A 13,861-nucleotide genomic window follows, 5' to 3' on the forward strand; every position below is an offset into this window, starting at 1 on the left:
CCCCGAGAACTGCTCGGGGCCGCTGAGACCAGAGGAGGTGGGTTCCGCATGCACCAGTACGAACTGATGGCGATCCTCGACCCCGAGATCGACGAGCGCACCGTCGCTCCCAGCCTGGACAAGTTCCTCGCTGTGATCCGCAACGACGGTGGCACCGTCGACAACGTGGACGTCTGGGGCCGTCGTCGTCTCGCCTACGAGATCGCGAAGAAGTCCGAGGGCATCTACGCCGTCGTGGACTTCACGTCCACCCCCGAGGCCGCCAAGGAGCTGGACCGTCAGCTCGGCCTCTCCGAGGCCGTGCTCCGCACGAAGGTCCTCCGCGCCGAAGAGGGCATCGCGCAGGTCGCCGCCCAGAAGCAGCGCGACGAGGCCCGCGCGGCCCGCAAGGCCGCCAACGCAACCGCGACCGCGAGCGCCGAGTAACCCGTGGCCGGCGAAACCGTCATCACGGTGGTGGGCAACCTCACCGCGGACCCGGAGCTGCGGTACACGCAGAACGGGCTCGCCGTGGCGAACTTCACCATCGCGTCGACTCCTCGCACGTTCGACCGTCAGGCGAACGAGTGGAAGGACGGCGACGCGCTGTTCCTCCGTGCGAGCGTCTGGCGCGAGTTCGCCGAGCACGTGGCGGGCTCGCTGACGAAGGGCTCGCGCGTCATCGCGCAGGGTCGTCTCCGTCAGCGCTCGTACCAGGACCGTGAGGGCCAGCAGCGCACGAGCATCGAGCTCGAGGTCGACGAGATCGGCCCGTCGCTCCGCTACGCGACCGCGCAGATCACCCGTGCTGCGGGTGGCTCCGGCGGCGGTCGTGGCCAGGTCGGTGGCGGCAACGCCCCGGCGGGCAACGGCGGCAACGGCGGCGGCTGGAACAACAACGGCGGCGGTCAGTCGGACGCGCCCTGGTCCCCCCAGGGTGGCCAGCAGGGCGGCAACGCACAGTCGAACGACGTGTGGAGCACCCCGGGCGGCACGTACGACGATGAGACCCCGTTCTGATCCTCCGCGGTTCAACGGACACAACTTCCACTTCTTAAGGACAAACAATGGCTGGAAAGAGCACCGGCGATCGCCGGAAGCCTCGCGGTAAGGGCGGCAAGAACGCCGCTCCCGCGAAGTCGATCAAGGTCGGCGTCATCGACTACAAGGACGTCGCGACCCTTCGCAAGTTCATCTCGGAGCGTGGCAAGATCCGCGCCCGTCGCATCACCGGCGTCTCCGTCCAGGAGCAGCGCCTCATCGCCCGTGCCGTGAAGAACGCCCGTGAGATGGCGCTCCTCCCCTACGCCGGCTCCGGCCGCTGATCGGAGGTCGACACATGTCGAAGCTCATCCTCACCCACGAGGTCTCCGGCCTCGGTTCCGCCGGTGACGTCGTCGACGTCAAGAACGGCTACGCCCGCAACTACCTGATCCCGCAGGGCTTCGCTGTCGCGTGGTCCAAGGGCGGCGAGAAGCAGGTCGAGTCGATCCGTGCGGCACGTGCCGCTCGCGAGCTCGCCACCATCGAAGAGGCACAGGACCTCAAGATGAAGCTCGAGAACGCGACCATCAAGCTGACCGTCAAGGCCGGCAAGGACGGTCGTCTGTTCGGCTCCGTCCGTCCGGGCGACGTCGCTGACGCCGTCCAGGCGCAGGGCGTCGGCTCGCTCGACAAGCGCAAGGTCGAGGTCCCCGCGACCATCAAGACCGTCGGTGACCACGAGGCCACCGTGCGTCTGCGCGAGGACATCACTGCCGTGATCTCGCTCCAGGTCGTCGCCGCCAAGTAACACTGGCTGCGGTCTTCCGCTCACGACGGGCGGGTCTCCTCCGGGAGGCCCGCCCGTCGTCGCGTTCCGGGGTCGTCGGTGGCGGTTCCGACCCAGGAGGCGCGGCTCGTCCCGCGCTGACCGGTTACTTCTCAGACAGGGTCGCGCTTGCTGGGAACGGCTTGGGAAAGTTGTCCTCAGGTTTCCGTTTGTCAACTGTTTTTACACAGGCGAAACGGTCGGATCGGCAACCTTCAATGCGTACTTGAACCCCACTTCTCCACACATGGTGTGGAACACGAAACCCCAGGTCAAGCTGTCGAAAGTGTGTTCCCCAGCACACTTGTCCACACCCCTGTCCACAGTTGTCCACACAGCATCCCGGCGTGTTCCGCAGGCTCTCCACAGAGTTATCCACAGCGCCGTTTGCTGGGGATAACTCTGTCCCCGTAGCTTGGCCCAGCGACTCGGCGATGTCGGTCGCCCGGGGTAGAACAGGGACGGTCGGTTCGTCACGGCCGCCGTCGGCGGACCCGTCGCAGCCACTGGACGAGCCGTCACTGAACAAGAGGAGCAAGTGTGTCGATCGCGCATCTCGAACCCGCGCCGCAGGACTACGCGGATCGTGGTGGCGCGGAACGCACTCCCCCGCACGACATGCTCGCCGAGCAGTCGACGATCGGCGGCATGCTCCTGTCGAAGGACGCCGTGGCCGACGTCATCGAGACCGCACGTGGCGTGGACTTCTACATCCCCAAGCACGAGGTCATCTTCGACGCGATCCTGTCCCTCTACTCGCACGGTGAGCCGACCGACGTCATCGCCGTCACAGACGAGCTGACGAAGACCGGCCTGCTGTCCCGCGCCGGCGGCGCTGAGTACCTGCACAGCGTGACGAGCATGGTGCCCACCGCAGCGAACGCCGGGTACTACGCGGCGATCGTGGCGGAGAAGGCCGTGCTGCGCCGCCTGGTCGACGCGGGCACCCGCATCGTGCAGATGGGCTACGCGTCCGAGGGTGAGGTCACCGACCTCGTGAACAGCGCCCAGGCCGAGGTCTACAACGTCGCCGGTGGTGTCCAGACCGAGGACTACGTCCCCCTCACCGACGCCATCTCCGCCGCCCTCGACGAGATCGAGGCCGCGAAGGGGCGCGACGGGCAGATGACCGGTGTCCCGACCGGCTTCGCCCAGCTCGACGGCCTCACCAACGGCTTCCACCCCGGCCAGCTCATCATCATCGCCGCCCGCCCGGCCCTCGGGAAGTCGACGCTCGCGCTCGACCTCTGCCGCGCGGCCGCCATCAAGCACAACGAGACCGCCGCGTTCTTCTCGCTCGAGATGGGTCGCGCCGAGATCGCGATGCGTCTGCTCTCCGCCGAGTCCAGCGTGCCCCTGCAGAACATGCGCAAGGGCACCGTCGACTCCCGCGACTGGACGACGATCGCGCAGACCCGTGGGCGGATCAACGACGCGCCGTTCTTCATCGACGACTCCCCCAACATGACGCTCGTCGAGATCCGGGCGAAGTGCCGGCGCCTCAAGCAGCAGCACAACCTCCGCATGGTCGTCATCGACTACCTGCAGCTCATGACCTCCGGCAAGAAGGTCGAGTCCCGCCAGCAAGAGGTCTCCGAGTTCTCGCGTGCGCTGAAGCTCATGGCGAAGGAGCTCCAGGTCCCCGTCGTCGCACTGTCGCAGCTGAACCGTGGTCCCGAGCAGCGTGCCGACAAGAAGCCCCAGATCTCCGACCTGCGTGAGTCCGGGTCGATCGAGCAGGACGCCGACATGGTCATCCTGCTGCACCGCGAGTCGGCGTACGAGAAGGACAACCCGCGGCAGGGTGAGGCGGACCTCATCGTGGCGAAGCACCGCAACGGGCCGACTGACACGATCACGGTGGCGTTCCACGGGATGTTCTCGAGGTTCGTGGACATGCCGCAGTAGGGCCTTCTTGTCGCTGCGCTTACAACTTGTGTCCTCCGCACACAACTTGTCGCCATGCGCGCGGGCGGGGGCGACGGTCCGTCGCTCACCCCGGGACCCGGGAGCGCGCGCGAAGCGTCCGCATGACGCACCTCCGCCGAGAAGGATCGCGGACCACCTATCTGAGACAAGAGCTCCCGACAGGTCGCGCTAGCAGGCACCTCAGCAACGAACCGCCCTCGCCTACGGCAAGTACCTCCGCATCCTCGGCGTCGCCGAGTCCGGTCGACGACCGGCTAGCGGACAGGATGATTGTGCGATCTCGCTTCCTGGCGCTGGCTAAGTTCGTCTCATGAAGAGGTCGAATTTCTGGCGACGGGCGAGCGTTGCAACGGCCTCCCTTGTGCTGGGTTTGATTTGCGTACTGACGCCGGTACGGACTGTGACTACGACGCACGGGTTCCCGACCTGGATCATCGGCATCGTCCTTCTAATCGGCGGCGTGGGCCTGTGGGCCGACGCGCTGATCGGCCGATCACGAGATCGCGATTGAGTCGCTCGATTGCCTACGTCACGGCTCGCTGCTCAGGGTCTGTCAGCTTCCGAGCTTGGCGTCGCTTTCGTGGGTCGGATGTCTCTGTCTATCACCGCCAGCGCCGCCCGCACCGTCTCGGTAGCCGATCGGACGCATGCACATCCGGCCTAGGACGCTCACGCTTCTGATCGTTCTCGCGGCTTGCGGAGTTGGCCTCTTCGTAGTGCCCCCGGGGGTGCCAACAAAGAATTCTCGGGGCAGTACTCATCGTCGTGGCGTGCGCGGTGCTGATCGTCTCCGGGCGAGCTGGCCGGTCGGACCGCTGACCGCGGACCGCTGATTCATCGACTGTCCGCTGGCCGATCCCTATCAGAGACGCTGATGGGTAGCGACGGCTCTTGCGAGATCGGTCGCGGCCGTACTCTGACCTCCTCGCGTACTACGGTTTGAACGTGCCCGCGTTCTCCACCGACGACATCCTCGGCAACAGGCTGGACTTTGAGATTGCCCGCGACGGATTCGTCCGCAGGCTGCGAGACGATGCTGCGTTGCGCAATGCCGAGACGTGGCTTCGGCGCGAGGGCTATCGGGTCATCGAGCTGGACGCCGGGGCTTGGCAAGAAGGCAAGCAGATGCACATCGCCTTCGCGACGGCCCTTCAGTTCCCCAGCCACTTCGGGAAGAACCTGGACGCGCTCAACGACTGCATGTCAGACGTAGCCGAGGCGGACTACGGGTGGGATGCGACCGAGACAGGCCTCGTCCTGATCCTCTCCGGCTTCGAGCGTTTCACTCAGCGACTCCCACGGATAGCCGACGATGTGCAGCACATTCTGAGGAGGCAGGGACGCTACGCAGCACTCTTCGGGAACCGGCTCCTCACGATCTTGTCCTGAAGAGGATCCGCTGCCGGGCTGGTCGGGCGATGCAATTCGATCCGAGTGACTGTTGTTCTAGTCGGTGGCTTTGCTGGCGGCGATGGCGGTGAAGACGCTGACGATCAAGAAGGCGATCGCGACCAGGATCGCAACGATGCCTTGTGCGTTGCCGTTGAGCAGGACTGCTCCGCCCAACCAACCGAGCCCTACAGCGACCACGGCGACGGCGGCTGCCCAGACAGCAACGGCGATGTTGCCGTGTGCCTGGTGACGGAGACGGGTCGCGTTTCGAATGTTCGCGATGGTCGAGATGACGGCGCTGATGGTGAGGATGAGGAACGCCACGATGACCACGTCGGAGGCGCGCGTGGCGAGCTCGAAGTACGCCAGGAACACGGCAATAACCGCCGCACCGATCAGCGGGCGGATCGGATGCGTCGGTGTTGTGGTCTGAGCGTCGGTGACGGCCATCGGGGTTCCTTTGTCGGCGATAGGTGTGTGGAAATGCTACTGGCGGATCAGGGGGCGACAGCGACTCATCGCCCCCTGATCAGTCTCAGTAGTTCGTCGTGAACGCCTTCGAGGAGTTCACGTGGAGCGACATGTAGAGATCCTCCGACTGATGCCCGGTGTTCCCGACATAGTGCGCGTGGGCGGTCGCCACCGCATCCTTTGAGCCGTCCTGCTTCTTACGCTTGATGGCGAGGGACTTGCTGTCGACGGACCCCCAGAACGCGTTGACGTAGAGCGAGCTGCTCGGTGCCGAGTCGATCTGCGCGCCGCCGGTATAGCGCTCGTACGTGGCCTTGAAGGATAGCTCGTAGCTTGCGGTCTGGAGGTAAACGGTGCAACCAGACATCACCACGTAGCCGCCGCCGTTCGACTCCTTGCAACCCTTGATGGCGCGCGGCGCGATCGATCCCGATGCCGCCGGCGCCGCTTGCTCGGTCCCGGAAACGCTGATCGAGCCATCAGCGAAGGTCGAAACGACCTCATCTGCGGTAGCAGTCGTGATGGTGCGCGACGACACCGGGATCGCTCCGGACTTCGCAGAGTCGAGAGTCTGACCGTGCGAGAGCTTGTCGACGAGGGCGTCCTGGGTCGTGGTGGGGACGCCGTACTCGGTCAGGAAGCTCCGTGTGTACGCCTCATCGTCGCTGGTGGCCGCGTGAGCAGGAACGGCGAGGGTCACACTGAGGCATGCTGCGGCTGCGACAGCAGTTGCGAATGTTGCGACTCGGCGGGTTCGGGTGCTGTTCATGATTGTGGTCTCCTTCGTCATCGAGCTCACCAGCCCGTCGTCCATGCCTTGTCGCCGCCGACCTTGACGTACATCGTCCCCGTGTAACTGCCCGCGGATCCGCTGAACTGAGTCGAGCCGCGCGCGTACGCAGGCCCAGCAGAAGTCTCGGTCTTGCGCTGGATGGAAATCTTCGGCGTCGCCGCCTGACCACCACGAGCGAACTGATACGGCGTCGTGATCTCGTTGATGGTGTCGCCGGTCCCGGAGACCAGCGTGTAGGTGAGGTGCATCCCGACCGTCAGAACACCGTCGGAGGCCTCCGCGGCGCAGTCGTGGTAGGTCGTGCTGTAGTGCGACGTGGTCTTCTTCGCGCAGTTCCCGACCGCCTTGGTCGAGAACCCACCGGAGGTCGAAGTCGTCGGCCGCTCGACCGTGGTGACGGAGATTGAGCCGTCTGGGAACGTTGTGATCGTCTTCAGCTCGTTCGCCGTGCCCACCTCCCGCGAACCGACCGGGCTTGCTCCACGCATGGAGTCCAAGAGCGTTCCGCCGTCGTACTTCTGCTGAAGGGCCTCGGCGGTGGCGGTGCTGACGCCGTTGTCGGTGAAGAACTCCTCGAGCGTCGCGGGTTCCCCTGCAGACGCGGTCGCGCTCATCGTGGTTCCGAAGATAAGTGGCGCGGCGACAGCGACCGCCGCAACGACACCCAGCCCGACCCGATGCCTGATTGGTACTAGCAAACTGCCCCCTTGTTCGATCGACCGAAGTTGTCGATGGAACGACCTTGGCTTCCGCTCAGGCTGTCGCGGGAGTCGGCCAAAAAGAGGACTGGTGCACTACGCAACATTCAGGAATCGTGGCGAGATTGCATCTGGTCGTGCCACCGAATCCGGCTCACACCGCCTCCAGTTCGATGACCACCTTGAAATCCCAGGTCAGCGGCCCGCTCCGACCGTGGCGTAAGCGCGTCGCTGACGGGCGAGCGGATACTCCGGGCGATCGTTACGCGGCTGTAATTGTGCGCGCGCACAGCAAAGCCCCCCAAATCTGTGGAGATGAATAGGGTGCTGCACTGGCCAGACAGTGGCAGCCGCATGGGCTACGAGCAATCGGGACTGCTGCAGAGGATCGTCAGGCGGACAGTCGGACAGCGACCTCATCGGGGGTCAGGTCATAACCGGTCGCACCCGCTCCAGACCAGTTGACGCCGGCAAGGAGGCCGTCCCGTTGCAGCCCCGGAAGCCAACGAGACGCAAAGTGCTCGCGCGAGATCTCCAACGGCCGGAATCCCTCGTACGCGCGAACAGTACGGATGATGCGCTCGGCACGCGATCGTCGCGACCAGAAGGGCATCACTCGTCGGCCGCTCGATCCCATCGGAGCGGCGACACCGCCATCGTCCTCGATCACCCAGACCGGGCCTTCGCTTCCGAGTTCGTCAAAGAACGCTTGTGCCTGTGCTGCGCTCGTGCTCACACGGAGAACCTAGCTCGACAACCGTCGCACACGCGGATCGGTCGGTGACGTAGTTCGACTACGTGCCGAACAGACCAAGAGAGGCTGCGACTGCCAGACCACACCCGGCGAGTACCGCCACCGCGCCCCCGACGACCGCGGCCAACCGTTCACCCTTATTCATCCCCATGTCCCGAGCCTAGAAGTGTCCGATAGCCGATCGGTTCGCGGGGCAAGCAGTCTGGCGATTTTGGACGTCGCCTACGTGGGACTGAGGGCGAGCTAGCATCTCGTCGTGGCTGAAGCGATCCTCCTCGCGGCGAGCGTCGTGATCCTGGTGGGGACCGTCGCGCTCTTCCTATGGCGTGTGCGGAATCCAACGTGGGTGCGTGACGCACGGCTCACTCAGAACGCCAGTCCCGTGATCAGCCTGGTGATGCTCGTTCTCGGTGCACTCCTAGTCGCGCTCGTCTTCGCGTTCGGGATCGGCTTCATCGCCACGGGACGCAGCCTCATCGGATGGGCAATGATCTGTGCTGCTGGGAGCGGGCTCGCTCATGTGAGCGTCACCGTCTGGATCCGACGGCAGCCGCTTCCGTAGATGTGTCCAGCGCCGTGGGTCCGGAAGGATCGGTTGACGGACACGTTGGTTCTGCTCCTCACGGCGCTCCCGTTTCTGCTGACGGGCGACGCGCGGCCCCAGCGTGATCAGAATCGTTCGGGCAACGGCAACGGCAACGGCAACGGCAACGGCGACGGCGACGGCGACGGCGGTCGCAGCGAGCAGCGGTGGCCAAGGCATGAGCGCGTGGATGCCGCCAGGACCGCCAGCACGATCAGGGCCGCCGTACGCGAGCCGATGGTTCACGCCATCCAGATCCCGTACCGACGCATCATTGCCCCATAGCTGACTCGGCACTCACTACTGGGTTGGGGGATTCTGGTTTCGAGGGAGTTCCTCGGTCCTGGCTCGGAGCGTCTCGATGGTGCTGACGTGGTTGACGAGCCGGGTGATGAGGGGTTTGAACTCGCCCGTCACGGACCGGGTCCAGGCGGCGGGGTTCTCCCGTTGTTTAGGGGGGGAGTGGTTTCCACCCCACACCGCCATCGACGAGGGGGAGAGGCCAGACGGCGTGGAGGAGTTCGTTGCGGGTGTGAGCGTCCGTACGGGCGGCTGCGACCTCTGATCGGAGAGCGTGAATGAGCTTCGGAGGTGCTGACCGTCGAGCGGGTATGCCCGCTCGTGCGATCTGGTCGAGCTCGTCGAGGACAGCGCCAGCGGGACGTCCGGCCCACGTACTCTGCGGGTCGGTTCCGACGGTCGAGAGCAGCCCGTGAAGTTTGCTCTCCACGAGTGCGGACAGGAGCGCGACGCGGGCGATCGCTGCGGCGAACTCGTCGGGGATGGGGCCGCCGAACATCGTGTCTGGGACACCCCACCGATCGGCTCCTGTGTTCATGGGGTCACCTTGCCACGCCTCGTAGGAGCTCGGTGGCTCACGCGTCATGGTGGACAGTTGTAAGACAGGGCAGACGCGGCACCCGAGTGCGAAGCGGACGGCGTCCTCGGCAACTACAGCAGCGCTGGTGCCGGTGTCCGGTAGTCGATCGGTTTCCGGAACGCGATCACGACACGAGCGAAGCTGCTCACACCGGGGCTTGTCGACGTCGCTGCGCCGCGACGAAGTGCTGGGCGATCGGCACGAGATGCAAACATCCTCTGCCGGCCGCTTGGTTCGTCGCGGTCTCCGACTAGATTCAGATGGTGTCCGACTCCTCCTCGCCGTACGGAGACCGCCGTCCAGCGCCGCCCAACAAGGGTCAGGCTGCGCCATGGCGTGGCGTCGCACTGAGTCTGCTCGTCATCGCACTCGTCTTGTTCCTCGGCGCGGCCGTCGCGGTCGTGGTCGCAGTTGCCCGAATATGGATAACGCTCTCGCAAGATACGGGCCTGGACATTGCCGTAGGGCTGATCATCATCGTGTTCGTGGCGTTGGTCCTCTCTGGTTACGCCACAGCGACCGCAGCCAATAGAAGGCGTCACAACTGACGCTTAGCGGATCGCGCTGGTCGGACTGATTACGCCGAGCACGCCGCCGTAGCCGGTGACTCAACGAACCACCGGGCCCGAGTGGCTCAGCCCGGTAGGACGTCACCACTCGAACGCTACCGGCGCAGCATGACGTTCGGTAGCCGATCGCTCAGCGAGCGACTAGAGGCTGATGAACTCCGTCGCCCACGCGACGATCACGCCCACGCCGGCGAACACTGCCACAAGGGCTCCGACGATGACCGTGAGCTGCTGGTCCTTGTTCATCCCCATGCTCGGAGCATATGAGATCCGCCCGCTGCAGCGGTCCTTGGCCGTCTCGACGGCCGATCGGCTCACGAGACGGATCGGGGCGGCTTTTGCGCGCTCAAGACGAGGTGTACTGCCTGTCGCGCTTCGTCAGGAACAAGCCGTTCCTCGTCGAGTGACGTTGCGGCGATCCAGCTCGGGTCGTACTCGTTACCTGCCGACGCACGGCGCAGCTCAGGTCCTCCGAGCGACACCTCCGTGGAGGTCACTCGCACCGCAAAGTAGGCGGCGGGCACGTCGCCGTCCACGGGAACGTCGAGCAGATCGCCCACGTCGCCTTCGAGCCCGGTCTCTTTGCGGAGTTCACGGAAGCAGGCCTCGCGCAGGTTCTCGCCCTCTTCGACGCCGCCTCCGGGGAGCACGCAGTAGCTCCGACCGTCCTTGCGTCTCTTGATCACCAGCACCTGCTCATCGAGCACGACGACTGCGGCTGATCGAATACGCATGATCTCAGTTCACCATCCACCACCTCGGTCCGGCAGGCGTCACGACGTCCGATCGGCCTCTGAGCGCTGGTAGCGTCCAGAGATGGCGCAAGCGATCGGCGGTCCGGCTCGATCGAAGATCCGCGAGCTGCTCGCGATCCCGGCGCCGGAGTCGATCCACCCGACGGCGGTCCGCCGTTCGCCGCTCTGCCACGAGGGCTCGGTGTGGAGCGAGCGCATCGAGCTCGACACCCTCGACGGCGACACGATCCCGTGCCTCCTCCTCACGCCGGATGATCCCGCCGGCGTGGACGTCATCGCCGTTCACCAACACGCGGGGGCGTTCACTGTCGGCAAGAGCGAGCCGGCGGGGCTGACGGGCGACCCGGCACTCGCCTACGGTGCAGCGCTCGCGAGTGCCGGAGCGCGAGTGATCCTGCCGGACCTCGTCGGATTCGAGGAGCGACGACGCGACTGGACCGACGACCCCGCCGCGGACGAACGGCTCGACGCATTGTTCCGGGTGTCGAACGGCAGCAGTCTGCAGGCGAAGCACACGCGCGACATCGCCACGGTGACGAGCTGGATGCAGGACACGGGTGCGGTCGGCACCGAGCTCGGGATCATCGGGCACTCGCTCGGCGGTCAGGTCGCGCTGTTCTCCCTCGCAGTCGACCCCCGCCTGACGCGGGGCGTCGTGAGCTGCGGCATCGGGACGCTGGCCTCGTTCGAGTCGGAACGCATTCGCCACAATCCCGCGTGGTTCGTTCCGGGGCTCACCGCGGCCGGCGACGTTCCGCTCGTCGCCTCCGCCGTCGATCAGTCCGTCTTCGTCGCCGCCGGACATGACGACGGCCTCTTCCCGCTCCACGGCGTGCAGCAGGTCCTCGAAGCGTTCCGGCCAGGCATCCTGACCACCGAGGTGTTCAACGGCGGACACGCGATGCCGGCGTACGTCCTGGACGCAGCCGTCCGGCATCTGCTCCGAGAGCGGAACGCAGACTGACCTCCTCGCCCGTCCGGTCGTCGATCGACCGGCCCTCCGTCACGCCCCGATCTGCACGACCCCGATCGCGGACAGCACGAACGCCACGATCGCCGCGCTCGACCGGACCACGTCGATCCGCTCCCACCGCACCACGACCCGCTTCCAGTCCGCCGGCGGGTCGAGCGGATCCCAGTCGTTGACCCCGATGTTGATCGGGACCGTACCGAGGAACGACGCGAGGACGAACACCCCGAGCGCCACTGCGGCTGCCACTCGCCACCTGAGACCGTCGCCCGCGCCGGCGACGACCAGGACGGCGACCGTGGCGAGCACTGCCGGCACCATCAGCATCGGCACGACGACCTTGAGCGACTTGACGAGCGCGATCCGCGTGCGGAGGTGGGCATCGTCCGGCAGGGAGGCCATCGCGGGTTGGACGCCCCACCGCACGATGAACTCCTCACCGGCGAGGAGACCGACGAGGACGAGCTGCACGACCAGGACCACGTTCACGGACCACAGCCTCGTCCGAGCCACTCACACCACGCTGACGTGGCGCTCACACAGGTTCGACAGAACCGTCATCGGTGCCTGGGAGCCGCGACGGCGCGCATTCGACCACGAAACGGAACAGGAGCGGCCCCGCTGCCTGCGGGGTCGCTCCTGTTGACCGTGGCTCTTACGACTGCGCGACGCAGACCTGCTTGACGCTCGTGACGTGGCCCGTCGAAGCGCCGATCTGGAACGTGTACGTGTGGTACCCGGAGTTGTAGCTGTACGAACCGCTCTTCGTGACCACGCGGATCAGGTTCGTTCCGGCCGAATTGCGGTCTGGTGAACCGAAGATGTGGACTTCACCCGTGCTCGTCCAGTTCAACTGGGCGGTCTTGTTCCCGCACCCGATGGTCAGGAGTGACCCGATCTTCTCGGCGTGTGCCGGACCTCCGGTGAACAGGGTGGCGGTGACGAAGGCCACGGCGACCAGCAGGAGAGCGCCGAATCGCTTTCGACCGGTAAAGGTCGACGTCGTTTCTCGGGAGATTTGGCTGGTGATGTTCATGTTGCCTCATTCACTTCCGCTCGCGGATTCCCCGAAATGCCTTCGGGATCCCGTTCGGACGCTAACACCGGCGAGATGCGGTCAACAGTCCGCTGTTCGGCGGACTGCAATTCCTGGAGCATTGCGTATAGGGTCTCCGCCACAGGCGCAGCAGTCGTGCAACAACGCTGTGACAGTGCCGACTACCCATCCAGGGCAAACCACGTTCCTCGGGCACGCTGGAGCGGCACCGCTGACGATCGGGGGGACCGTGCAACAACGCTGTGACCAGTGCCGACTGCCCATCCAAGGCGAACCGGTCCGGACGGCCACACGGACGCTGTGCGACGCGTGCGGGACGACCTTCCTCGGGCTAGCTGCCGGAACGATGGCCGGCAACGGCGACGTCGGGCAGTCGATCGCGACGGCCGGCTGGTTCGAGCGACTGCGCCGACGCAAGCTGGACTGAGCACCGCGACCGAGGTCACCGGACCGCTGCGAGCACCGCCGCCTCGTCGGCCGCCCCGAGCCCCGCCCGCCGCGGCCGCTCCAGCCCGCGATCCCGCTCGTCGTCGAGCACCCCAGCGAGGGTCTCCGTCAGCGGACGACTCCGACCCCCGGCATCGCGGAACGCCCGCGCAGACCGGTGCATCAGCGCCGCATCGGAGTGCGGAAGCCACAGCGGCAACGACCTCGGCCCCGCCCAGTACTGCACGTCGTGGGTGAGCAGCACGTCGTCCTCGACCTCGACGAGCTCGCCGTCGAACCCCGTGGCGTCGACGACCAGGCGGAAGAAGTCCCGCATCGGCACGACCTCGCCGACGGCGTTGACGACCCCGGTCTGGCCCGTTCGCCAAGCACGTCCGACCCACGCGGCCAGGTCCGCGACGTCGATGACCTGCACGGAACGCCCTTCCGACGTGGGGACCAGCACCGGCCCGGGTCGGCTGAGTCGGGCGGGCCAGTACCCGAACCGGTCGCTCGGGTCGCCCGGGCCGACGATGAGGCCGGGTCGGGCGACCAGGAGCCGCGACCCGAGTCGGTCGGCGCTGCTCCGCTCGGCGGCGACCTTGGCGTCCGCGTACTGCGTCAGGTCGACGGGTTCGACGACCTCGGCGGTCTCGTCCGCGCCCGGTTCGTCGTTCCGGGCGTAGACCGAGGTGGTCGAGACGAGCGTCCAGTGCGCGGCGGAGTCTGCGAGCGCGTCGAGCGCGGGACGGACGAGAGTTCGACCACCTCGTCCCACGCGCCACGCACGGGTTC

18 protein-coding genes are annotated in these 13,861 nt (G+C 66.1%); 10 read left to right on the forward strand and 8 right to left on the reverse strand.

All coding sequences use genetic code 11. The annotated features are described in order from the left end of the window. The first annotated feature begins 48 nt into the window (after nt 1-48). The 6 genes from rpsF to HWD93_RS01995 all read left to right on the forward strand — a co-directional run bounded on the left by rpsF (nt 49) and on the right by HWD93_RS01995 (nt 5,107). Nucleotides 49-426, forward strand: a complete 378-nt coding sequence (gene rpsF / locus HWD93_RS01970) for a 30S ribosomal protein S6 (RefSeq protein ID WP_070417479.1) — start codon at nt 49-51, stop codon at nt 424-426. Between the two features lie 3 nt (nt 427-429). Continuing rightward, on the forward strand, nt 430-999 hold the full coding sequence (locus tag HWD93_RS01975; protein ID WP_070417480.1) for a single-stranded DNA-binding protein: 570 nt from the start codon (nt 430-432) through the stop codon (nt 997-999). A gap of 47 nt (nt 1,000-1,046) precedes the next feature. Then, nucleotides 1,047-1,304, forward strand: a complete 258-nt coding sequence (gene rpsR, locus HWD93_RS01980) for a 30S ribosomal protein S18 (RefSeq protein ID WP_017887834.1) — start codon at nt 1,047-1,049, stop codon at nt 1,302-1,304. A 14-nt stretch (nt 1,305-1,318) separates the two neighbouring features. Next, a complete protein-coding gene (gene rplI / locus HWD93_RS01985; protein ID WP_069712629.1) occupies nt 1,319-1,771 on the forward strand; it encodes a 50S ribosomal protein L9 in 453 nt (150 codons plus the stop codon). A 558-nt stretch (nt 1,772-2,329) separates the two neighbouring features. Next, a complete protein-coding gene (gene dnaB, locus HWD93_RS01990; protein ID WP_070417481.1) occupies nt 2,330-3,697 on the forward strand; it encodes a replicative DNA helicase in 1,368 nt (455 codons plus the stop codon). A 966-nt stretch (nt 3,698-4,663) separates the two neighbouring features. After that, nucleotides 4,664-5,107 (forward strand): barstar family protein, encoded by a 444-nt coding sequence (locus HWD93_RS01995; RefSeq protein WP_261645874.1) that lies wholly within the window; start codon nt 4,664-4,666, stop codon nt 5,105-5,107. Between the two features lie 57 nt (nt 5,108-5,164). Here the strand turns inward: HWD93_RS01995 and HWD93_RS02000 are convergent, their stop codons facing one another. The 4 genes from HWD93_RS02000 to HWD93_RS02015 all read right to left on the reverse strand — a co-directional run bounded on the left by HWD93_RS02000 (nt 5,165) and on the right by HWD93_RS02015 (nt 7,808). Beyond that, complete coding sequence (locus tag HWD93_RS02000; protein WP_261645875.1) at nt 5,165-5,560, reverse strand: hypothetical protein; 396 nt, start codon at nt 5,558-5,560, stop codon at nt 5,165-5,167. A gap of 85 nt (nt 5,561-5,645) precedes the next feature. Continuing rightward, entirely contained in the window at nt 5,646-6,281 is a 636-nt protein-coding gene (locus tag HWD93_RS02005; protein ID WP_261645876.1) for a hypothetical protein, read from the reverse strand. A gap of 95 nt (nt 6,282-6,376) precedes the next feature. Next, complete coding sequence (locus HWD93_RS02010) at nt 6,377-6,988, reverse strand: hypothetical protein (protein ID WP_261645877.1); 612 nt, start codon at nt 6,986-6,988, stop codon at nt 6,377-6,379. Between the two features lie 475 nt (nt 6,989-7,463). Beyond that, nucleotides 7,464-7,808 (reverse strand): DUF2750 domain-containing protein, encoded by a 345-nt coding sequence (locus HWD93_RS02015; RefSeq protein WP_261645878.1) that lies wholly within the window; start codon nt 7,806-7,808, stop codon nt 7,464-7,466. A gap of 274 nt (nt 7,809-8,082) precedes the next feature. Here HWD93_RS02015 and HWD93_RS02020 point away from each other — a divergent pair, with 274 nt between their 5' ends. The 3 genes from HWD93_RS02020 to HWD93_RS02030 all read left to right on the forward strand — a co-directional run bounded on the left by HWD93_RS02020 (nt 8,083) and on the right by HWD93_RS02030 (nt 9,837). Continuing rightward, on the forward strand, nt 8,083-8,388 hold the full coding sequence (locus tag HWD93_RS02020) for a hypothetical protein (RefSeq protein WP_261645879.1): 306 nt from the start codon (nt 8,083-8,085) through the stop codon (nt 8,386-8,388). A 33-nt stretch (nt 8,389-8,421) separates the two neighbouring features. Then, nucleotides 8,422-8,694 (forward strand): hypothetical protein, encoded by a 273-nt coding sequence (locus HWD93_RS02025; protein ID WP_261645880.1) that lies wholly within the window; start codon nt 8,422-8,424, stop codon nt 8,692-8,694. An 858-nt stretch (nt 8,695-9,552) separates the two neighbouring features. Then, entirely contained in the window at nt 9,553-9,837 is a 285-nt protein-coding gene (locus HWD93_RS02030) for a hypothetical protein (RefSeq protein WP_261645881.1), read from the forward strand. Between the two features lie 335 nt (nt 9,838-10,172). Here HWD93_RS02030 and HWD93_RS02035 read toward each other — a convergent pair whose 3' ends face one another. Further along, nucleotides 10,173-10,592, reverse strand: a complete 420-nt coding sequence (locus HWD93_RS02035) for an NUDIX domain-containing protein (RefSeq protein WP_261645882.1) — start codon at nt 10,590-10,592, stop codon at nt 10,173-10,175. Nucleotides 10,593-10,674: 82 nt separating this feature from the next. On the opposite strand from HWD93_RS02035, the gene HWD93_RS02040 reads away from it, so the two are divergent. Further along, a complete protein-coding gene (locus tag HWD93_RS02040) occupies nt 10,675-11,577 on the forward strand; it encodes a S9 family peptidase (protein WP_261645883.1) in 903 nt (300 codons plus the stop codon). 39 nt (nt 11,578-11,616) lie between these two features. Here HWD93_RS02040 and HWD93_RS02045 read toward each other — a convergent pair whose 3' ends face one another. From HWD93_RS02045 to HWD93_RS02055, 3 genes are all read right to left on the reverse strand, one after another. Then, nucleotides 11,617-12,072 (reverse strand): DUF1772 domain-containing protein, encoded by a 456-nt coding sequence (locus HWD93_RS02045; protein ID WP_261645884.1) that lies wholly within the window; start codon nt 12,070-12,072, stop codon nt 11,617-11,619. 166 nt (nt 12,073-12,238) lie between these two features. Continuing rightward, a complete protein-coding gene (locus HWD93_RS02050) occupies nt 12,239-12,619 on the reverse strand; it encodes a hypothetical protein (protein WP_139199247.1) in 381 nt (126 codons plus the stop codon). Between the two features lie 463 nt (nt 12,620-13,082). Continuing rightward, nucleotides 13,083-13,844: an NAD-dependent epimerase/dehydratase family protein gene (locus tag HWD93_RS02055; RefSeq protein WP_306576839.1), complete on the reverse strand. Its 762-nt coding sequence runs from the start codon at nt 13,842-13,844 to the stop codon at nt 13,083-13,085. Between the last annotated feature and the right edge of the window lie 17 nt (nt 13,845-13,861).

It is taken from the genome of Curtobacterium sp. C2H10, assembly GCF_025407985.1.
Lineage (GTDB): Bacteria > Actinomycetota > Actinomycetes > Actinomycetales > Microbacteriaceae > Curtobacterium.